The organism is Sulfuricurvum sp., assembly GCF_028712165.1.
In the GTDB taxonomy this organism is placed as follows: Bacteria; Campylobacterota; Campylobacteria; order Campylobacterales; family Sulfurimonadaceae; genus Sulfuricurvum.
The window spans coordinates 1-19,673 of record NZ_JAQTQR010000029.1 but is presented as its reverse complement, the minus strand read 5'-3'; the positions used below and the strand labels follow the sequence as shown (position 1 = coordinate 19,673).

Here is a 19,673-nt window from a genome sequence, read left to right as displayed (position 1 = left end):
GGGGGGCGATTATAGCATGGTTTAACCCATCTGTTTCCTAGTTAAATAGTAAACTTGAAATCTTCAGAAGTATAATAGGTGATACGGTTGCGTCCCATCTCTTTGGATCGATACATAGCTGCATCGGCGTGACGAAGAAGAATATCGATCTCTTCACAATCATCCGGGAATAAGGTGGCACCGATACTGACTCCGATAGTGATCGTAATACCGTCAACCTCAATCGGCTCTTTCAATGCTTCGAGTATCCGTTCTAAAAGTTCATGAGCGTCTTTACTGTTAATATCGCTTAACAGAATAACAAATTCATCTCCTCCGATACGGGCGATAATATCACTTTGCCGCAGCTGTTGAGCCAAACATGCCCCCGCTTTTTGTAAAATTCGATCTCCCATAGCATGCCCGTAGCCGTCGTTAACCTGTTTAAATCCGTCTAAATCCAAAAAAGCCACAATTGCTTTGGAGCCTTTGCGTTTCGAAAAAGCGAGCATTTGTTCTGCCAAAGTCATGTACATATGACGGTTAGGGAGATTGGTCAGAGGATCATAATTGACCAAACGGTGCAGCTGTTCTTCTTGTTTTTTATGCTCGGTTACATCGCTGAAGATACCGATATAATTTTCAATATCACCATCCGTATTGCGTACGGAATCAATACGTAAGAATTCGGCATATTCCTGGCCGCTTTTTTTCTTATTCCATATCTCACCGCGCCATGACCCCTCCCTCTCAAGCGCTTGATCTATTTGCGCGTAAAAAAATGGACTGTGCCGTCCGGAACGCAAAATCATCGGTTTTTGTCCTATTACATCTTCTTTGCTATAGCCTGTCAATACACAAAATGCTTCATTCACATCGATAATGATCTTGGATGCATCGGTGATTATAATCCCCTCCCGGGAATTATGAAAAACATTGGCAATCCGTCTAAGATATTTTTGCGCCTCTTCACGGATAACTATCTGCTCTTGCAGTGCCTGCGACTCTTTTTTGAGTGTTTTAGCCAGTTTGCGCAATCGGTACGCTAAAAAAAGCAATATTGCACTCAATGTCCCCAGTAGCACAATAATACTCAATGCATATTTTCGGATAACGTCATTAACGGTAAAAACCGGGGCTTTATCAAAGGGGGGAACTTTCATCTCTTCCATAATTGCCCGTATTCCCTCATAGGCAAGAGGAATACTCCAACCGTAATAACCGGCATTTTTCGGTATTTCAGAGCCACGCGGAAGCGAGAGCAAGGCAACCGCTACCTGATTGGCCAATTCGGGATCGGTCTCTTTGAACGCTACAAACGGCCATTCCGGGTAGAGCTGAGTAGAGAGTGCTTGGGGGAAACCTTTGATATTTTGGGGATTGATGATTTTAAAATCATTCCGGTCGATTTTTCCCTCTTTTGCCATCTTTTCCAAAACACCGGTACGGATAAATCCGGCATCTGCAGAACCGCTTTCAACAATATAAACAACTTTGTCATGCGGCATATCGGTAAATGTTACTTTGGCACTTCGGGATATATCAATTCCTTTTGAGAGCAAAACATTGCTTTGAGCCAAATATCCGCCCAAGGAGAGTTTATCGACGGCGGCGATATCTTTATCATTTAAATCTTCTAATCTATTAATGTCCTTCCTATCGCTTCGAGATATGATGACACCGCCAAACTCTTTTAGTTCATTCCCGCCGACATTTGCACGAATTAGGGTTGCAATCCTTGTTGCATCGTACAATGCCGAAAAATAAACGTAATGTTCCGGATTGGTAAAGGCGAAATCGAGCTCTTTTTTAGCAACAGCTTCATTGAATTCTTTATAACTGAAGGGCTTGATTATAAAAGTGCGGGAAGGGATTTTTTTATCTAAATAATGAGCGAGCGGTGTCCATTCATTTAAGGTGTCTTCTTTGGAACGAAAAGCCAAAACACCAATAACTACTTGATGCTTCTCCGCAGAAACGGATGAAGCATAAACCGGTACAATAAAAGTTAAAAGGGTAAAAAAGACACTAATAAAGATTTTGTTCATCTTATACCTCAGTTGCGCACAGTATAAGAAGAAAAGTATTAAGAAATAGTTAAATTATTCCACCGTACTTTGAAGTACCCCTTCAAAGTCTTTTTGAGCCTGTTTTAACACTTCTTTTGCTTCGGCATCTTCTACCCGTGCACTGCTCATCCAGTTATAAACCCCAGGGAATCCCATAACGATCTCTCCTGCATCTTTTTTCTTATAGACCATCAGTGTACACGGTGCAAATGCTGCAGCTTCCGGACGGGTTTTAGCTACCGTATAGATTACTTTGAGTTTACAGATAGAGTAGGTATCGTAAAAACTAAACGGACTCTCATCCCCGTTCTCGGTTAACATGAACTGATAATCGGTAAAGTTAGACAAGACAAATCCTGCAGGTTTAAGCCCCTCTTCGAGCATCATCTCTGTATCGTCTTTATCGCTTTGCCAATTTGTGATATCAGTTTTTTTCACAAATCGAGTTAGTAATTTCTCCTCAGCCGGTAAAGAAGTGCCGCTCAAGGTCTGTTTTGTCGTTTTCGGAAGAACGGTTTTTAGCGTTGCAAAAACTTTTTTCTCGATCACAGCAAATTCAGGTGCTTTAAATCCGGCGATTTTTTGCATCGCATCGGCAGTCAAAACCGAAACATGCAAATCACTTTCCCCTTTACGCTGATAAATACCGACGCCCATCGGTACAAAAATACCGCCGTCCGGATGGGTTTTAACCAAAGACGCCGCCTCTTTTTTAGGGATGACCGTCATCAGGTTAAAAACGGCAAAATCACTGCCACCGAACTGCTTTGTAAACGGCCCCGTCATCTCTGAGTCTGCCGCTATCACAAAACCGTTGCCTTCAAATGCTTTTTCAATCATTGTCGGGGTGAGTTTCCCATCGGCATTCGGAGCACTGAATAGGTGTAAATCACCGCCAAATAGGGACAAGAACCCTGCTAAAACTACTAATACAATTGCTTTCATAATAAAACTCCTTATGGATGGATATAAACAGCGCCCTCAGCGGAACGCTCAATAATTTCAGCGATACCGGCACTGACAATCTCAACCCCGTCGATCAATTCTGAGGGTTGAATATTTTTCGTCCGCATGGTATTTCCGCACGCAACAAATTCGACTCCGTATTGCTGAAGTGCATCAACACGCGGGGCGAACTCTTTCTCTCTTTTCAAGACGGTACGTATACCGTGATAATATGCCACAATGCGCATATGAACTTTTTCCGGACCGTAAAATTTTAAGACATTGTTCGCGGTACTGAGTACATGTTGAATCGTCTCATCATCACCCGAACTCACCCCTAAAACAACCTCTCTGGGTTTGTCTATTGACGGTATCGGCTCAGCCAAGCGGGTATCCGCAAACGCTGCACACGCCAACACTAAAAACAAGATCACTATTTTTTTCATTTTTGCTCCCATTCCAACGTGCGATACGCTGCTTCTACATTCCCTCGGTGCATTGAATCGTACATATGCAACGATTGAAAAGCCGGCATTTTAACCTTGTCGATTGTCTCTTCTATTCCGAGTCCCTCATCAAGAGCTTTTCGGATTTCACTGCGCATTTCACTCAAATACGCATAAGTCATAGTCATCGCATCTTTATCGGTTCGATATCCGTGACCTCCGACAATCGTTTTGGCACCGTAGCTTTTTAGCTCATCCAGTGCTGCAATCCAACCGTTGATATCTCCTCCTTTGAGTGAGGGAACACGATCGTTAAATACGAGATCTCCGGCAAACAGAACCTGAGCTTTTGGAACAAATAGTACCATATCTTTGGCAGTGTGCGCCCGCTGTTTCATAAAATGAAATTCTAGAATCTGATCTCCGACACTCAGATTTTCATCCGCTGTGATTATTTCAGATGGCAGTGTCGGAACCGTTTTAGCATACGCTTCGGGAGAGATATAGGTTTGCATTCGAGTCGGCTCACGCGTATCCGCGTTCACGTTGAAATCATCCGAACCCAAAACTCTAACTCCCATTTGGGTGAAAAACCCGTTCCCGAGCCAATGATCGTCATGAACATGCGTGTTAACTACCAATGTAATCGGTAACGGTTTGATCGCTTGCATCTTTTTGTATGCCGATGCCGCATAATTGTATGAAGAGCCGCTGTCGATGACGACGTAGCCCTTCGCAGTATTGAGATAACAGGTGTTGACCATATTGCCGTTATTACTTTTATTCATCGCTTCCGGTTTACCGAAAAAACAGGTCACCTCTGGAGTGATCTGTTTAGGTGTCAGCGGCAGTTCATACGCACTGAGACCCATTACGAAGATACATAAAGGCAATAAAAATCGCATCCCTTATCCCTTAAAAGAGGTAGTTCATCTCGAAGCGATATTCGTTGTATGAATCGTAATCTTTTGTATCTGCCGGTTTTTTATCCGCATTTACAGTTGCGAAACGGAGTTTAAATTCAGCATTTGGAATTGCTTTAAAGCTTTGGATCGCATCCACATGGAAAATAGTGCGGTCTGTATAAGCAACTGTTTTAGCCAAAATCTTTGCATCATCATAATTCATATCCGCATAATCAGCTGAGAGTTTAAGCCCAGGAACCAATCCCGCTTTATTGAAATCATATGATGTTTGTAGCATCCATGTTTTCGTATTTGACATCCAGTTGTATTGTGCCATTGAACGGGTATATCCGCCCGTAGGGAACCCACGCCAAGGTGCAATAATATCTGCATTATCTGCTACCGCTGAATATCCTGCCATCATTGACAATGGTCCATTTTCCAATACTAAACGTGCTGCCCACATACTAGCATCAACACTATTGATATTAGAATAACCTTTGCCCGCTGTAATTTTTCCAGTCAAAGATGGACCACCAATTGCTCCAGCACCATCATCCATTTGTTTGAGGTAACGAACACCCGGTGTCAATTTCCAATCGCTACCTAAAGCAATTTGATAATTTGCCTCAGCAACAACTGTTGAAAAATATCCATTGATATTGTAATAGTCACCATTAAGTTTTAAACCTTTTAGTGATTTATTTTCAGCTGTTACAAAAATCATATCAGGATTGGCATCTGCACCGGCAGCTGCAATATTAGCAAGTGAAAGTCCTGCATGACCAGCTGAATCATCATTTTCATCACGTTTTTGATATGCTAGAATACTATGAAAGTTTTGGTGATCTCGCAATTTTTGTTGTGTAATATACCCTAAACGCAATTTAGTGTCTGCAATATCTTTATTTTCAACAACAGCAGCTTCAAAAGTATTTGGAATCATTTTTGTATCATTTGATGCTAAAAGTGTACTTTCAATAATCTGTCGTCCCACTTTTGCATCTGTTTTACCCGCTTTATATTCAAGGTAACCTTCAGCTAAAACACCGATACCTCCCTCACTACCATCTGCACGAGTATGATACGTATCTTTACCTGCTTTACCTACATTTGTTGTACCTACAGTACTCTCAGAGACCATATTAGTCGTTCCATAATAACCAACTGTAGCAGCAACACCGCGGAAAAATCCGGTTTTATAAATCATACTCCCACCAAGACCCCACATGTTCTGATCATCCGTTGGTTTAGCTCCATGATTTTCATTATCCCAATCCCACCAAAAAGCATTCGATCTAAGACGTCCGTAAAACTCACCTTTACTTAACATCTCTTGAATAGAGTTAACATCACCCGGGACTTTGGTATACTCAACCTGCATATTCCCTTTAAGAACGCGATCTTCTGTTTTAAGGGCATACGCCGATGTTGTCAATAAACATGCGGCAGCTGCTGCCATACTAATTTTCATCATTTTCATTCTTAACTCCTTAAGTTTTTAAATATCGCAGGGCTTAGCAGCCCTTTGAACCTTTACGTGGACAACCGCAGTCGTAATCGAGGATATCCACATTGCTGTGACCGTCGATGTTGACATTTTTTTGACGTCGGATGTACGATGCCGTCACATCATAGACCGGACGGGTCAGAGAATCTCTTAGATTGGTTCCTGCGTTTTGCAAATTACCGCCCCATGAAGATACTTTGTACGTTTTGTTATCATCCAAAGGTTTCCCTTTGACTAAAATATTGCTGATACGTTTTCCGCTCGGTGCACTGATTTTAATGCTATAGGTCACACCGCCGAGACGACTCATATCTCCACCTTGCTGATAGAGCGGGTTCGGATTGAATACGTTGTCGGCAATGTCTTCGAGAAGTGAACGGATGTGTTTTCCGGTCAATTCAAATGTATAGACATTCGGGTAGGTGATCGCCGTCATATCATAAACACTGTCCATCGTGATTTCATCACCGCCGAGCACCGTCGTACCCCATCGATATCCCGGTGTAAACGAGATGTCCGAATCCATCGTATCGATGATCGCATCATTGATGAGTTCATCGAACGGTGAATGGAACGTATCACGTTTGTACAGAATATTTTTGGTCACACCGAGTACTTCGCTAAACTCTTTCTCATGCGGAGCATAAAGAGAGTTAACCAAATCAACCCCTTCCGGATCAGCAGGGATCAGGTTCGCTGCAACAGGGATCAGCTTATACTCATACCCTTTGACACGGTGATTTTGGATATCGATATCCAAACGCCCGATGTATTTGCCGTGACTTCCTGCGATAACGATGACCGTACCGTTGATAACCGTCGGTTGCGGCGATGGGTCATGCGTATGTCCGCTGAGGATGAAATCGATCCCTTTGACTTGTCGCGCAACCTCTTGGTCAACGCTGAATCCGTCATGCGACAACACGACGACACAGTCTACTTTTTCCTCTTTGCGAAGTTTGTCGACATACGTTTGAAGGGTATCCAAACGGAGACCAAAACTCCACCCTTGAGTAAACTCTTTCGGGTTTGCCGTAGAGGTAAACGGAAACGACTGACCGATAATACCGATCTTCGCTCCGCCCCGCTCTTGAATCGTATACGGTTTGAAAATCAGCTCTTCAAAATCATCGGCAAATGAATCGTCTCCGATGATATTTTGAGAGATGAACGTTGCATTCAGCATCTCAATCAGCTCTTTCACCCGGGTTTTACCGTAGGTGAATTCCCAGTGACCGACCATGACGTCAACACCGAGGTAGTTTTGTGCTTTCACGATCGCTTCACCGGTCGTTTTAAGCGCCAATCCCGTACCCTGCCAGGTATCACCCGAGTCGAGGAGCATAACATTATCCGCACCGCGCTCTTTTTTGATATGGTTGATGAGGGTTTTCATATGGGCAATCCCCCCCATTTTCCCGAATTTATGTGCCAAAGCATCAAAATTCATGTGGGTGTCGAAATAGGCATCAAGCGTTTTGCCCTTCATGCCGTAATGTTTCAAAAACGATTCACCGCATAAAAAACCCGGTGTTCCGGTCAAATTCGGCGCCGAAATCAGCGTCGAAGGCTCACGCCAGTAGAGCGGTTTGATATGTGCATGCATATCACAGATATGCAACAGCGTCACATTTCCGCGGGCATTGAATGAATAAATATCTTTTAATCCTACCTCATCCGCCCGTTTAGGGGTTGAAGCAGCGGAGCCGAGCGTCGGCAAACCGATCCCTAACGCAGCGGCGATATGGAAAAAATCTCTGCGTGATACGTCCATACTCTCCCCCTTAGCGCTTCAAGCCCGGGATTTGAATCTCGTTGCCTTTTGTTTTATTGGTAACGTAAACTTCAAGTCCTACCATCTCACGAGAGCCTAATGGGATTTTTGCTAACAGCGCATTGTCCATACATTGTTGGAAACGTTTGTCTAGCAATGTCGTTTCACTTTTTGTCATACGGTATGCCGGCCATGTTCCAGCCGCTCTATTAACACCCAAATCCGGAAGCGGCTGCATACGAAGACGCTGTCCGATAATATCGGGACTGTGACAGCTGTTACATGAGAGACCGCGACCGCCGCGGCGCTCTTCAAACACCTCTTGTCCGAGCTTCATCATCTCTTTCATCTGCGCATTAGCTTTGACATCGATCGATGTTTTTTTGCCGTTTGCCAATGATTTGACATACGCGGTCATTTTGAGCATCTCTTTGCTCTCTAATTTCGGAACCGTTTTACCTGCATCCGCTGCTGCCATTTGTATTGTTTGAGAGAGTGTCACTACTTTTTTGGCTGCATCAACATAACGGGGAAACCCGGAAATATAAGCCGGCAGATCTTTCTCTTTAACCCCTAGCATTTTGCTGTAAGCATCCAGAGTCGTCATACCGCTAAACAATTGTTCGCCCTCAGCAACATCCATATCCGCCGGATTATTCTCAAGCATTTCAGCGTACATTGCCTTATCGGCATCGCTCATACTCATTTTCTCTTCAGCATTGGCATTACTCAAAAGTGCGAGACAAATCAATGCGGCACTTATAGACAGATTACGCATTATTTATCCTTTAGGGGTAATTTGTTGAGTCGTCTCAACACTTTGCCCTTTGTTATCTTTGGCAATTACTTTAAGAGTTCCCTCACCCGGTACTTTGAAACTGATCGAGAATAACGGATTGACCGATAATGATTCCCAAATGACCATTTTCGTAATCAACTGATCGTTAAACATAAAGTTTACTTCGTTGATGTATTGCGCCGGGATAATCTCTCCCGTATCTTTGTTTTTACGCATTCCGGTTTCCATCGGGTGCATCGCCATAAAGTCAATTTTGACAACTTCACCTACTTTGTACTCTTTCGGTTTGATTTTAATCAGTGTTTTCATAGTATTTTTCCTTATATTTTTCGTTATTTATGTCACACAGGTACTATCAACCGCATCCGCCGATGGTTACTTTGACATTTTGCTTTGCACTTAAGAACGTTCCGTCGCTCATCTCTACGATCGCAACCACATCTTGTGTTCCGCCAAGTTTGACACGGGTACCGAAATAGGCTTCGCCGTTAGCAGGAGTAAGATAGATGTTTGCACATCGGACATTAGAGTTTTTAGATGCCAATACATGAATAGCTTTGACATAATCTTTACTTGTCATAGGACTTTCAACCGTTACTTTGACTGGTACAACCGCACCGTTTTCCGCGATTTCCGGTGCCGAAACAACAACTTTTGCCGAAGGAGTTACCGGTTTTCCACCTGTAATCGCCGCGACAGCATTGTCATAACTCATCTCATTTGGTCCAACGACTTTTTTTGCTTCATCTGCACTTGCAATTTGAGGCAATCCCACACTGCAAACAGCGGCAACTGCTCCAAAACTTTTTAAAAATGATCTGCGTTCCATAGTTTCTCCTTGGTAATTATTTTTTTGATACGATATAAGAGGTTAAATCACACACTTCGCGTTCATTCATCAACCCATTGGTCATGTTGATCGTCATGTGGGTAACCGGATTATCGATACGTGCATCCGCAATCTTTTGATAAACAAACTCCGCTTTTCGCGCACCGCTGTCCATAAACAACCCTTTATAGTTGCTCAAATCAGGTCCGATATTTCCGTACCCTTTAGCCCCTTCGATATTGTGACAAGCGACACAATTCCCGAATTGTTTCTCTTTCCCGTTAGGGAGCATTTTGACCAACCCTTCCGGCGCAGGATCTTTAGCATCTTTTCCATTCAAATTATGGAAAAAATATTTCCCACGTGCAATGACTGCAGGATCTTCACTGATACACCCCTCTGGCATAGCATACACTTTTGGTGCGGGAAGGGCATCTTTTTTCAAAATAGCCGTCGCATCCGGGCTTTCGATCACTTGCGATAAATCTGCCGCTCCCAAAAGGGTGGCGATTCCAAGCATTATTGCTATTCGCATTGGCTCTCCTTGTTCTAATGTTCACCTAGCATTGTAAAGAAGGAGTGTAAAATTAATGTAAAAAATGAGGAAATTATGCGTCAATCGAAAGAGGAGGGTAAAAAGTGTAGCTAAACGTACTTCCTTTGCCGTAGACAGAGTCGATTTTAAGCTCAATACCCGCTTTATCGATAATTGATTTGACGATATTCAATCCGATGCCGAATCCACCCTTATCACGGTTTTCGCGGTAATAACGTTCGAAGATACGGTTTACGTCTTCAATCCCGACACCGTTGTCTTGAAAACTCATCGTACATCGATTCTCGAAATGTTCCAAAACGACCGTGATCATCCCCTCTTCATGTGAGTACTTAATCGCATTAGAAAGGTTATTGTCAATAATACGCTGTAACTGGGTTGGATTAAATACGATAAAAACACCCTCTTCAATACGAGGCTGAATCGTAATGTTTTTTAATGCCGCAACTTCCGAAAAATACTCAATCCGCTCTTGCAGATAGTGACTCAAATCAATCCGCTCATATTCAAATGCCAAGCGCTCGTTTTTAATCAAATAGTCCATATCATTATAAAGGGTTGCCAACGTTTTGGTTGCCGCTTTGATCCGCTGCAGATATTTATTGGTGGGATTGGAACGGTTATAGAGATCGATATTGACATTGATAATCGAGAGAGGGGTATTGATCTCATGCATCGAGTCTTTGATAAACTGATCGAGACGCTTGTTAACGCGTTGAAACGGAAGGGCGAATCGATCCAGAAAAAAGAGAGAAAGGACAAATATCAGTGCCGCAATAGAGAGGAGAATGACGACGACATCCTGATAAATTCGTGCATACGACAGCTCCCCTCCTACCACCAGATACGATGCATCAAAATATCGTCCCTCCGGAAGCGCCTCAACCAGGTAGGCGTATCCGTTTTGGACATGATATCCAACTTCCTGCACTTCCAGAGGCTTATTGATGAGACTGAAAACAGGCTTAAAATGTTCATCATACAATCCTGACTGAAACGAACGAAACCGCGGATAATCAAAAGGCTGTGTCTCTTTTGGATCAAACTCTTCCATAGTCCGTAAAATCAGATGCGATTGATGCTTTAGCTTAAACTCATACTGTATTTCATACACGTATTTCATATAGGTGACATACAGATATGTCGGGGCCAACAGCAATACCGCAACGAGCATCGTATAAAAAAAAGCGTTTTTAAGCGCGTAGAAATTATCGTTCAATGATGTATCCCAGCCCGCGCCGATTTTGGATGATCTCTATCGGAAGCTTTTTACGCAAATTATTGATCTGCACCCGTATGTTTGCCGGATCGACGTATTCGCCCCAGATTTCATCCTGAAACATCTCGACCGATACCACTTGGTTCGTGTGTTTGAGTAAAACCGTAAAAATCTCTTTTTCAGTTTTACTGAGAGCGATATTCTGTCCGTTATGGGTCAACGTAAAATTTTCAGTGTCGTAAATCAGATCTGAACCGAAATCGATTTTGTTTTCCCCATCGTGATAATAGCTTTTGAGGGCATGCATAATCCGTATCTGCAATTCGGTCAGATCAAATGGCTTGCGGATATAGTCGCAGCATCCCGATTTATACCCCTCCTGTAAATCACTGACATTTACCATAGAGGTGAGAAAAATAGCCGGAGTTTTGTTTCCCTCTTTGCGAAGCGTCCGCAGCAGCTCGAACCCGGTCATCCCCGGAACGTTGACATCGAGGAGATAGAGATCAAAATGGGTTTCATAGATAGCATCAAACGCTTTTTCCCCGTTAGAGAATCCGGACACTTCATATCCCATGTCTTCCAAAAATTCGGTGATACTGACTCGTAGCATGTATTCATCTTCCAGCAATAATACTCTCATCGAATCTCCCCTTTTATCTTTTTATTCACTTTATAATCCAACATAATCCCGATCAACTCTTCTTTGGAGTAGGCATTCAGCCGATCATGTGCCTCTTGTAAAAACAGTTCCCGATCTTCAGGAGCCACCGTATCTTTGAGATAGAGGAGATCTTTATCGTACACACTTTGGAACAATGCATTGTCAAGCGATTTTTTAACCATGACATCATAAAGCTCATTACGTGAAAGATGGATAAGAAATGAGATATCTTCTTCGTCCGAATGGGCATACGTTTTAATCTGCTTCGGAGAAAGAGAGAAAACAAAGGCACCTATCGTCTCCCCTTCACCGTTTTTCATCGGTTCATAAAAGAGATAGCGCCCGCCGCTAAAAATGACACGGTTGTGTTTAAAGACATTAAAGTCTATTCCACTCAGAAGTTTTAAATCACTCTGCGTATATTTCGCATTTGCCAAGATGTATTTTTTTCCGATTCCGGGGTTTTCCTGCATAAATACGGCCGTATCATAAAATCGGCTGTCCATTAGAATATAGAGATTAATTCCCAGACGATCGAAATAGTCCTGTGTCGATTCGAAAAAGGATACCACCTCTACAAATCCGTTAATTTTATCTTGATAGTAGATCGGAACCGTTGCTTTCACCCCGAGTTTGCGCCCCACTTCGATTGCCGAACGTGGATTTCTGTGCGTTTGAAAATAAAGCAAATCGGGACGATTAAAATCCAGAGGCATCCCCGCATACGAGTTATCCCAGCTGCGGGCGAAAATAACGTAATCCGACGTAATTACCTGCGAACGGATCAACGCATCCGTATTGACTTTGATCGACTCCATCCCCTCTGAAAGGATTTTGAATCCTTTATCCTCATCATCATTTTTCAATGCGTCGCTGAGTGCCGTATTTTGAGAAAGAATAAGGGCGTAACGCAATGCGACGGAGCGCTCTTTTTCGAGCTGATTATTGAGTGCCAGCGTGAGCTGATCGCTTAGGCGTTCCAGCGTTTGTGAAGTCACTTTCTTCTCCAACTGCCATAAAACAATGCCCAAAATCATCATAATGACCAAAAACACCGCAGCAATCGTTTTTTTATTCGCAAACAGTTTGACCCAGCGATCCATTACGGCGTCTCCTTCTTCTTTTTACCCATCTTATACACGTATGCCAACACCTCAGCAACCGCAGCAAACATCATATCCGGAATTGCCCGATCAATCTCTACCTCTTTATAAAGCGATCGCGCAAGCGGAGGATTTTGGACGATATGAACCCCGTTTTCACGTGCGATTTTTTTGATCTGTATGGCGATGTTATCTACCCCTTTTGCCACTACAACGGGAGCATTGTGCTTCGTCTCATCATACATAATCGCAACCGCATAGTGGGTCGGATTGGTTATTACCACATCGGCTGTGGGGACAGAAGCCATCATCCGCTTACGTGCCGCCTGAAACTGAATCTGGCGGATTTTAGCCTTGATATGCGGATCCCCTTCCATATTTTTAAATTCGTCTTTGATCTCTTGTTTTGACATTTTGAGTTTATCAAAATATTGTTTTCGGGTTAAGAAAAGATCGATGAGTGCATAAAAGCCGATGATGATGAGCATGACTGCGGCAAGTACAATCATTTTATCCCGTAGCCATCCCATCTGATCTTGCAGAGTAAACAGCGCTACCGTCGGAAGTTCTTGAATGTAATACCAAAAAAAGAGAAATCCGATCCCCAGCGCCGTCAATGATTTGAGGGTGATTTTAATCGACTCCAACCCTTTTTGGAGCGTGAACATATTACCGAGCCCTTTGATCGGATCGAGTTTGGAAAAATTCGGCATTAACGGTTTCGTCGTAAAATTAAATCCGATTTGAGCGACCGTCCCTACAATTCCGGCAACCGCAACGATAATACTGATAGGCAGTGCTATAATTAAAAACTCTTTAAATGTGACGAATGCCATATCAAACATCAGCTCCCTCGTTAGAGGCTGTCCCATAAGTGAAAAATAATAGCGCGAAAGGTTGAGAATACGTTCCGCAATGAACGTAAACATCATAATCAAGCCCAAAATGGCAACGAATAAAACGAGAACCCCGACGATATCCTGACTTTTGGCGACATTCCCTTCCGCTCGGGCGTCTTCAATCTTCTTGGAGGTGGGTTCTTCGGTCTTTTCTTGATCGTCGGCCACGTATTAATCCATTTTCATTGACATATCGATCCAGTTGGCCTGATGGATCATCGAGCCGGTACTGATTGCATCCACACCCGTTTTGGCATATTCCGCAATCGTCTCCAGGGTGATATTCCCGCTTGCTTCGAGCAAGACGCTGCTGTGGTGTTCCCATTTGTACTCCACCACTTCACGAAGCTGCTCGGGTGTCATATTGTCGCACATCACGATATCGGCACCTACCTCCATCGCTTTTTTTGCCATTTCTATGGTTTCAGCTTCAATCTCGATTTTGGAAGTAAACGGAATATTTTTACGCGCTTCCGCCATAAACCCATCCAAATCATCTATCGTTTTGAGATGGGTATCTTTGAGCATCAGAGCATCGTCCAATCCCATCCGATGATTCGTTGCCCCGCCGATACGGCTCGCGTATTTTTCAAAATTGCGCAAAAGAGGACGGGTTTTTCGTGTATCGAGAAGTTTGGTTCCATAGGGTGCGATCAGATCGACATATCGGCGAGTCAATGTCGCAATCGAGCTGGCATGCAGCAGCATATTGAGCAGCGTCCGCTCGATACGAAGAAGGGTATGCGAATCGCCGCTGAGACTCAACACCACGTCCCCTTTCACAAATCGTTCGCCGTCACGTTTATACGATACCATATTGAACTTTTCGAGTTCTGCCAGCGCACGCAGATACTCTTCACCCGCCAAAACACCGTCACTTTTGGCAATGATTTTTGCACTGGCCGGTACCGCTTCGGAAACCCGCGCATACAGATCGCCACGCCCCACATCTTCAGCCAATACCTCACGGATAAATTGTTCGATCATCCTTATTTCATCCTTCTTTTATATCATCTCTTTTTTCATTTTTTCGATATCCGTTTTAAGAGTCGGAAACTGCTCTTGTATCACTTTCCAAACAATCTCTTCATCAATATCAAAATACCAATGAATCATCTTATCTCTCATTTTTGCCATTAAAGACCACGGAATATTGAGATAGTGTTTTGTAATCTCATCGGGTATCTGTTTCGCCGCTTCACCGATTACTTCGATTTCACGGACACATGCACTGACTGTTTTATCATCCGCTTTAAAAGCTTCAAAATCATACCCTTCGACAAATCGTTCACACTTATCGATACTTCGCAGTATGTCATCGATATACAAGACATAATTGCGTTTCATACCGCTATTTTCTCATTTTCAATCTGCGCAAACAACTCTGGTCGAAGCTTTCTACGGGGAACCAAATCGACATTTCGTCCTAATACCGCTTTTATCTTCTCTTCGAGTTCGATAAATCGGAGTAAATCAGGAGTATTGGAGAAATCGACGAGCAAATCGACATCACTCGATATACTCTGCTCTCCTCGGGCAAATGAACCAAAAAGGGCGAGTGACGTAATGTGATAGCTTTGCATTATTTCGGGTTTTAAAAGGGTGAGTTTTTGTAAAATCAGCTCTTTTTCATCCATCATAACCACCCTTTCAAAAGTTTTATTTTATTGTAGCATGTATTACTACCACAATAATAATCTTATAAAACTATTCCTTTAAACACTTTACAATTAATGGAGCAAAACCGTTTAACGCTTGTTCAACACCCAGATCATGTAAATATGGTCCAGTACCCTTAACATCAATTTGTATTGAATCATCATAAAATTGTATTTTTACGCGAAACCACATTCTATTCCATTCATCAAAATCACCAGTTTCAAAAACTTTATTCAAGCTATCTCGTTTAGTGACTTTACTTTCCCAATTTGGTTGTTCTTTACTGATTAAGTCAATACTTTTTTCAGCACATTTAAAACCTTCTTCAATGGAACCAGTATGTACTTTATACTCTTTCGATATATGAGGTTCTATAACAGAACATCCACTAATACTGAATAATCCAAAGAGTAGTGTAAAAAATAACTTCATTAATACTCCTTTTCAAATCCTAACAAATTTAAAGCGCCATCATCCTCTCTAACGCGATTTTTGCCCAATACGCCGTATCTTCATCGACAAAAATTTCGTTAATCGGCGCACCGTCTTCAATCGCTTTGAGAGTGAGGTATAAATCTTCGAGCGTCGTCTCGTTCATCGTCGGACATTCCGGTTTTGTCGAAGAGAGAATATACGTGTTGCTCGGGCGAAGGCGGTTGACCATGTTAAACTCGGTTCCGACCGCCACCTTTTGATCTGAGGGAAGTTCGGTGATGTATTTGATCAGCTGGGACGTCGATCCGACGAAATCGGCACGATCACAGATAGCAGGGTCGCATTCAGGGTGGACGGCGATCAAAATCCCCGGATATTTGTTGCGGTAGAATTCGATGTCATCGACACTGAAGAGCTGATGAACGGAGCAAAAGCCGTCATAACAGATAATATCGGCCTCTTTTGGGTCGGTTCCGTCTCCGATCACGCACGATTTGAGTCCCATCATATTCGCGATATTTTGACCCAAACAGCGATCAGGGACAAACAAAATCTTTTTCCCCTCGGCGAGGGCATTGGTGATAATCGTTTTGGCATTTGAGCTGGTACAGACCATCCCTCCCATTTTCCCGACACGTGCTTTTACGGCAGCATCGGAGTTGATGTAGGTGATCGGTAAGATATCTTCCGCTTTGATTCCCGCATCTTCGAGCTTTTGGATCGACTGGTCGTAATAGAGCCCGTCAATCATTTTTGCCATTGCACAGCAGGCGACTTTCGGCATAACAACCCGTTTATGGGGACTGAGAATTTTGACGCTTTGTCCCATAAATCCGACACCGCAAAATACGACGAACTCTTTATCATCCGCCATCGTACGCTTAGCCAGTTCAAGCGAATCGCCCGTGATATCGCCCATCTCGAACACTTCGTCGCGTTGATAGAAGTGTGCCACGACGGTGACACTAAGACGGCTTTTAAGATCAATAATTTTTTGTTTTAATTCTTCGGTATTCAAACCCGTATTCCTTCTCTATTCGGTAAAGCTGTTATTATAACCAAACTCATATCCCCCACTCCTTGAAGGCAAAACTTTCTTAAGCACTTTTTTAGGCAGTTGTAACCATCGGTGAATTATAATATCGTCTTGTTTATCCCAAAAAGGAACCTAATGGATTTTTTATTTAATCACAACGTACAGTTTTATCTGATCGCCTATCTGCTCGGAGGTATCCCCTTCGGACTGATTCTCGCAAAAGTATTTGCCGGAGTCAACGTCAAGGAATCCGGTTCTCAAAGTATCGGTGCAACCAATGTTCTTCGTGTCGTCAAAGAGACCAATCCCTCATTGGCTAAAAAACTCGGTGCCGCAACGCTTGCTCTCGATGCACTCAAAGGGATCGCCGTCGTCCTCGCCGCAAAATATTACGGAATGGATGACAGTGTTCAGTGGATGGTTGCCGTTCTCGCCGTCATCGGTCACTGCTTCAGCCCTTATTTATGGTTTGAGGGGGGCAAAGGGGTTGCAACCGGTATGGGCGTTATGGCCGTCATGTTACCTATCCCTACGGTAATCGCTCTTGCAGTTTGGGCAGTCGCGGCCAAAACGATCCGTATTTCATCTCTTTCATCGATGCTCGGGCTTCTAGCCCTTGTTGTGGCATCATTTGTCCTTTATCCTGAAATGTTCCATGCACCGGTACTTTTCATTGCCTTTATCCTCTTTTATAAACACATACCGAATTTCATCCGTCTTTTCCAAGGCGAAGAAAAACGGGTCGCATGAAAATTCTAATCGAGAATCTCACCTTTGATACCATCATCGGAATTCTCGAGCATGAACGCACTACTCCTCAAAAAGTGTATATCGATTGCACGATCGACTACCCCTACTCACATGGAGCTTTTATCAATTATGCTGAGGTAGCGGAAGCGATTGAGATGACAATGCACAAAGAGCAGTTTGAGCTTATCGAAACCGCCCTCGAAGTTCTGAGTACTACGCTTAAAGAGCAATTTCCTTTGATTAAAGAGCTCTTATTGAGTATTCGAAAACCCACAATCCTTCCTCACTGCAGTGTCGGCGTACAACACGCAACACAGTTTTAAACCTCTCCTCGTCAACAATTGATTCACGTTTGCACGATATAATCCCCTCTATAAAACTCTTAAATAGACAAAGGAAAAACCATGACACGTAACGTCTTATCACTTTTCACAGCAGGACTCTTATTTATCGGATGTGCGGAAACCCAAACCGGTCTTTCCAAAACACAAAGCGGAGCACTTATCGGAGGGCTTGTGGGTGTTGCAGCCGGAGCGGCTACCGGTAACCACAGTGCAAAACGTATCCTCATCGGCGGCGCCATCGGCGCAGCTGCAGGAGGGGGAATCGGCTATTACATGGATAAACAGCAAGAGGAACTCAATAAAGAGCTCAAAGGAAGCGGTGTCCAGGTACAGCGCCAAGGTGATACGATCAATCTTAATATGCCGGGCGGTATTACTTTCGATACGGGCAAAGCGGCAATCAAATCTAACTTTAATCCGGTTTTAGATGATATCGCCAATGTTATGATCAAATATCCTGAGACTAGAATTGAGATTCAAGGGCATACCGACAATGTCGGAAGCGATGCGGACAATCTCAAACTCTCCGAGCAGCGTGCCCAAAGTGTTACAACCGCTCTCATCAACAGAGGGGTAGAGAGTACACGTCTCAGCCCTGTCGGATACGGTGAAAGCAAACCGATCGCGACCAATGACACCCCTTCCGGACGTGAGGCCAACCGTCGCGTCGAGATTAAAATCATCCCGAATCCTGCAAAATAGCCCTTTTTTCTCTCTTATTTTGAGAGGAAATTTCTCTCCAAGAAGCACCGTTTTTGTTTATAAAAATTCCAATATTTAAAATAAATTGAAAAATAGTTTAAATTTTCCTAAAATTGTGGTATCATTTCCGCAAAATTTCGCACCGAGGAGCGTGAATGCGCATTCTGATCATTGAAGATGAAGTAACCCTCAACAAAACCCTCGCAGAAGGGCTAAAAGAGTTCGGTTACCAAAGCGATGTCGTCGAGACTTTGAAAGACGGAGAGTACTATCTCGATATCCGTAACTATGACTTGATCTTGATGGATTGGATGCTGCCGGATGGCAACAGCATCGATATAATCCCTGACATTAAAACCAACACCCCTAAAACCGTAATCGTCGTTCTCTCTGCACGTGATGACAACGAAAGTGAAATTGAAGCGCTTCGCGCCGGTGCTGATGATTACATCCGTAAACCGTTCGATTTTGATGTTCTAGTTGCCCGTGTCGAAGCACGTTTGCGTTTCGGCGGCAGCAATATCATCGAAATCGATGATTTGACGATCAATCCTGAAGAGGAAAAAATCATCTATAAAGAAAAAGAGATCGAACTCAAAGGGAAACCTTTCGAAGTATTGACTCACCTTGCACGTCACCGTGACCAAATTGTTTCAAAAGAACAATTGCTTGATGCGATCTGGGAAGAACCTGAACTCGTAACGCCAAACGTTATCGAGGTTGCGATCAACCAAATCCGTCAAAAAATGGATAAACCTCTCGGTATTACAACCATCGAGACGGTACGTCGCCGTGGATACCGCTTTTGTTTTCCAAAAGAAGTATAAGACGACGCTTTCTCTTCCAACTCATTGTCGCTTCGGCGGCATTGGTTATTTTATTTTCCTCTTTTTTATACCTGTTTATCAAGCAATCCATTTACGATGAGAAACAAGCCGAATTAATCGCTTACGCTGAAAATATCTCTGCCTATAAATCTCTTTTATCTTCCCAGCAAAATAATGCGGACGCCCTGATGGGATTAAGTGTAGAATTAGTAACCCTCAAGTC

General features: G+C 43.3%; 23 protein-coding genes and 1 pseudogene. 5 read left to right on the top strand and 19 right to left on the bottom strand.

Translation table 11 applies throughout. The features are described 5' to 3' along the window. Positions 1-41: 41 nt before the first annotated feature. The 19 genes from PHP90_RS06815 to nadA form a co-directional block, all read right to left on the bottom strand. On the bottom strand, positions 42-2,027 hold the full coding sequence (locus PHP90_RS06815; RefSeq protein ID WP_299927245.1) for a PhnD/SsuA/transferrin family substrate-binding protein: 1,986 nt from the start codon (positions 2,025-2,027) through the stop codon (positions 42-44). A gap of 54 nt (positions 2,028-2,081) precedes the next feature. Continuing rightward, positions 2,082-2,993, bottom strand: coding sequence for a DUF302 domain-containing protein (locus tag PHP90_RS06810; protein WP_299927243.1), 912 nt, complete (start codon positions 2,991-2,993; stop codon positions 2,082-2,084). A gap of 11 nt (positions 2,994-3,004) precedes the next feature. Beyond that, positions 3,005-3,439, bottom strand: a complete 435-nt coding sequence (locus tag PHP90_RS06805; RefSeq protein ID WP_299927240.1) for a DsrE family protein — start codon at positions 3,437-3,439, stop codon at positions 3,005-3,007. Then, on the bottom strand, positions 3,436-4,344 hold the full coding sequence (locus PHP90_RS06800) for an MBL fold metallo-hydrolase (RefSeq protein ID WP_299927237.1): 909 nt from the start codon (positions 4,342-4,344) through the stop codon (positions 3,436-3,438). The genes PHP90_RS06805 and PHP90_RS06800 overlap by 4 nt, the downstream gene beginning before the upstream one ends. Before the next feature lie 10 nt (positions 4,345-4,354). Further along, complete coding sequence (locus PHP90_RS06795; protein ID WP_299927234.1) at positions 4,355-5,827, bottom strand: OprD family outer membrane porin; 1,473 nt, start codon at positions 5,825-5,827, stop codon at positions 4,355-4,357. Positions 5,828-5,861: 34 nt separating this feature from the next. Continuing rightward, positions 5,862-7,628 (bottom strand): thiosulfohydrolase SoxB, encoded by a 1,767-nt coding sequence (soxB, locus tag PHP90_RS06790; RefSeq protein WP_299927231.1) that lies wholly within the window; start codon positions 7,626-7,628, stop codon positions 5,862-5,864. 10 nt (positions 7,629-7,638) lie between these two features. Continuing rightward, positions 7,639-8,406, bottom strand: coding sequence for a sulfur oxidation c-type cytochrome SoxA (gene soxA, locus PHP90_RS06785; protein WP_299927228.1), 768 nt, complete (start codon positions 8,404-8,406; stop codon positions 7,639-7,641). 3 nt (positions 8,407-8,409) lie between these two features. Continuing rightward, on the bottom strand, positions 8,410-8,736 hold the full coding sequence (gene soxZ / locus PHP90_RS06780) for a thiosulfate oxidation carrier complex protein SoxZ (protein ID WP_299927225.1): 327 nt from the start codon (positions 8,734-8,736) through the stop codon (positions 8,410-8,412). Between the two features lie 46 nt (positions 8,737-8,782). Beyond that, positions 8,783-9,256, bottom strand: coding sequence for a thiosulfate oxidation carrier protein SoxY (soxY, locus tag PHP90_RS06775; protein WP_299927223.1), 474 nt, complete (start codon positions 9,254-9,256; stop codon positions 8,783-8,785). A gap of 16 nt (positions 9,257-9,272) precedes the next feature. Beyond that, positions 9,273-9,791, bottom strand: a complete 519-nt coding sequence (gene soxX, locus PHP90_RS06770; RefSeq protein WP_299927221.1) for a sulfur oxidation c-type cytochrome SoxX — start codon at positions 9,789-9,791, stop codon at positions 9,273-9,275. A gap of 73 nt (positions 9,792-9,864) precedes the next feature. Beyond that, the gene (locus PHP90_RS06765; protein WP_299927219.1) at positions 9,865-11,031 is read right to left on the bottom strand and encodes a HAMP domain-containing sensor histidine kinase; all 1,167 of its coding nucleotides are present in this window, start codon (positions 11,029-11,031) and stop codon (positions 9,865-9,867) included. Continuing rightward, positions 11,021-11,674, bottom strand: a complete 654-nt coding sequence (locus PHP90_RS06760; protein WP_299927217.1) for a response regulator transcription factor — start codon at positions 11,672-11,674, stop codon at positions 11,021-11,023. Before PHP90_RS06760 ends, PHP90_RS06765 begins: the two co-directional genes overlap by 11 nt. Continuing rightward, positions 11,671-12,798, bottom strand: coding sequence for a cache domain-containing protein (locus PHP90_RS06755; RefSeq protein ID WP_299927214.1), 1,128 nt, complete (start codon positions 12,796-12,798; stop codon positions 11,671-11,673). Before PHP90_RS06755 ends, PHP90_RS06760 begins: the two co-directional genes overlap by 4 nt. Further along, entirely contained in the window at positions 12,798-13,865 is a 1,068-nt protein-coding gene (gene flhB / locus PHP90_RS06750) for a flagellar biosynthesis protein FlhB (RefSeq protein WP_299927211.1), read from the bottom strand. Before flhB ends, PHP90_RS06755 begins: the two co-directional genes overlap by 1 nt. A 3-nt stretch (positions 13,866-13,868) precedes the next feature. Further along, positions 13,869-14,684 (bottom strand): carboxylating nicotinate-nucleotide diphosphorylase, encoded by an 816-nt coding sequence (gene nadC / locus PHP90_RS06745; protein ID WP_299927208.1) that lies wholly within the window; start codon positions 14,682-14,684, stop codon positions 13,869-13,871. A gap of 18 nt (positions 14,685-14,702) precedes the next feature. Further along, the gene (locus tag PHP90_RS06740; protein ID WP_299927205.1) at positions 14,703-15,044 is read right to left on the bottom strand and encodes a DUF86 domain-containing protein; all 342 of its coding nucleotides are present in this window, start codon (positions 15,042-15,044) and stop codon (positions 14,703-14,705) included. Next, positions 15,041-15,337 carry a nucleotidyltransferase family protein gene (locus PHP90_RS06735; RefSeq protein ID WP_299927202.1) on the bottom strand — a complete coding sequence of 99 codons (297 nt, stop codon included), beginning with the start codon at positions 15,335-15,337 and terminating at the stop codon, positions 15,041-15,043. Before PHP90_RS06735 ends, PHP90_RS06740 begins: the two co-directional genes overlap by 4 nt. Before the next feature lie 67 nt (positions 15,338-15,404). Beyond that, positions 15,405-15,788, bottom strand: coding sequence for a hypothetical protein (locus PHP90_RS06730; RefSeq protein WP_299927199.1), 384 nt, complete (start codon positions 15,786-15,788; stop codon positions 15,405-15,407). Between the two features lie 28 nt (positions 15,789-15,816). Further along, a complete protein-coding gene (nadA, locus tag PHP90_RS06725) occupies positions 15,817-16,809 on the bottom strand; it encodes a quinolinate synthase NadA (protein ID WP_299927196.1) in 993 nt (330 codons plus the stop codon). 153 nt (positions 16,810-16,962) lie between these two features. On the opposite strand from nadA, the gene plsY reads away from it, so the two are divergent. The 5 genes and pseudogenes from plsY to PHP90_RS06700 form a co-directional block, all read left to right on the top strand. Next, on the top strand, positions 16,963-17,577 hold the full coding sequence (gene plsY, locus PHP90_RS06720) for a glycerol-3-phosphate 1-O-acyltransferase PlsY (protein WP_299927194.1): 615 nt from the start codon (positions 16,963-16,965) through the stop codon (positions 17,575-17,577). Next, the gene (locus tag PHP90_RS06715; RefSeq protein WP_299927191.1) at positions 17,574-17,900 is read left to right on the top strand and encodes a dihydroneopterin aldolase; all 327 of its coding nucleotides are present in this window, start codon (positions 17,574-17,576) and stop codon (positions 17,898-17,900) included. The genes plsY and PHP90_RS06715 overlap by 4 nt, the downstream gene beginning before the upstream one ends. 81 nt (positions 17,901-17,981) lie before the next feature. Then, on the top strand, positions 17,982-18,623 hold the full coding sequence (locus PHP90_RS06710) for an OmpA family protein (RefSeq protein WP_299927187.1): 642 nt from the start codon (positions 17,982-17,984) through the stop codon (positions 18,621-18,623). 155 nt (positions 18,624-18,778) lie between these two features. Beyond that, entirely contained in the window at positions 18,779-19,450 is a 672-nt protein-coding gene (gene hsrA / locus PHP90_RS06705; protein WP_299927184.1) for a homeostatic response regulator transcription factor HsrA, read from the top strand. Next, positions 19,429-19,673 (top strand): annotated as a pseudogene (locus tag PHP90_RS06700) (sensor histidine kinase); the annotation flags it as partial. The gene hsrA and the pseudogene PHP90_RS06700, both read left to right, overlap by 22 nt.

What these genes read in the sequence shown, in the direction of transcription:
- PHP90_RS06805 (WP_299927240.1), bottom strand. Translation starts at nt 3,439, where the DNA reads ATGAAAAAAATAGTGATCTTGTTTTTAGTGTTGGCGTGTGCAGCGTTT.
- PHP90_RS06760 (WP_299927217.1), bottom strand. Translation starts at nt 11,674, where the DNA reads ATGAGAGTATTATTGCTGGAAGATGAATACATGCTACGAGTCAGTATC.
- soxY (WP_299927223.1), bottom strand. Translation starts at nt 9,256, where the DNA reads ATGGAACGCAGATCATTTTTAAAAAGTTTTGGAGCAGTTGCCGCTGTT.
- PHP90_RS06735 (WP_299927202.1), bottom strand. Translation starts at nt 15,337, where the DNA reads ATGATGGATGAAAAAGAGCTGATTTTACAAAAACTCACCCTTTTAAAA.
- PHP90_RS06800 (WP_299927237.1), bottom strand. Translation starts at nt 4,344, where the DNA reads ATGCGATTTTTATTGCCTTTATGTATCTTCGTAATGGGTCTCAGTGCG.
- PHP90_RS06815 (WP_299927245.1), bottom strand. Translation starts at nt 2,027, where the DNA reads ATGAACAAAATCTTTATTAGTGTCTTTTTTACCCTTTTAACTTTTATT.
- PHP90_RS06715 (WP_299927191.1), top strand. Translation starts at nt 17,574, where the DNA reads ATGAAAATTCTAATCGAGAATCTCACCTTTGATACCATCATCGGAATT.
- soxB (WP_299927231.1), bottom strand. Translation starts at nt 7,628, where the DNA reads ATGGACGTATCACGCAGAGATTTTTTCCATATCGCCGCTGCGTTAGGG.
- PHP90_RS06810 (WP_299927243.1), bottom strand. Translation starts at nt 2,993, where the DNA reads ATGAAAGCAATTGTATTAGTAGTTTTAGCAGGGTTCTTGTCCCTATTT.
- soxX (WP_299927221.1), bottom strand. Translation starts at nt 9,791, where the DNA reads ATGCGAATAGCAATAATGCTTGGAATCGCCACCCTTTTGGGAGCGGCA.
- PHP90_RS06755 (WP_299927214.1), bottom strand. Translation starts at nt 12,798, where the DNA reads ATGGATCGCTGGGTCAAACTGTTTGCGAATAAAAAAACGATTGCTGCG.
- plsY (WP_299927194.1), top strand. Translation starts at nt 16,963, where the DNA reads ATGGATTTTTTATTTAATCACAACGTACAGTTTTATCTGATCGCCTAT.
- PHP90_RS06740 (WP_299927205.1), bottom strand. Translation starts at nt 15,044, where the DNA reads ATGAAACGCAATTATGTCTTGTATATCGATGACATACTGCGAAGTATC.
- soxA (WP_299927228.1), bottom strand. Translation starts at nt 8,406, where the DNA reads ATGCGTAATCTGTCTATAAGTGCCGCATTGATTTGTCTCGCACTTTTG.
- nadC (WP_299927208.1), bottom strand. Translation starts at nt 14,684, where the DNA reads ATGATCGAACAATTTATCCGTGAGGTATTGGCTGAAGATGTGGGGCGT.
- PHP90_RS06795 (WP_299927234.1), bottom strand. Translation starts at nt 5,827, where the DNA reads ATGAAAATGATGAAAATTAGTATGGCAGCAGCTGCCGCATGTTTATTG.
- hsrA (WP_299927184.1), top strand. Translation starts at nt 18,779, where the DNA reads ATGCGCATTCTGATCATTGAAGATGAAGTAACCCTCAACAAAACCCTC.
- PHP90_RS06710 (WP_299927187.1), top strand. Translation starts at nt 17,982, where the DNA reads ATGACACGTAACGTCTTATCACTTTTCACAGCAGGACTCTTATTTATC.
- PHP90_RS06730 (WP_299927199.1), bottom strand. Translation starts at nt 15,788, where the DNA reads ATGAAGTTATTTTTTACACTACTCTTTGGATTATTCAGTATTAGTGGA.
- soxZ (WP_299927225.1), bottom strand. Translation starts at nt 8,736, where the DNA reads ATGAAAACACTGATTAAAATCAAACCGAAAGAGTACAAAGTAGGTGAA.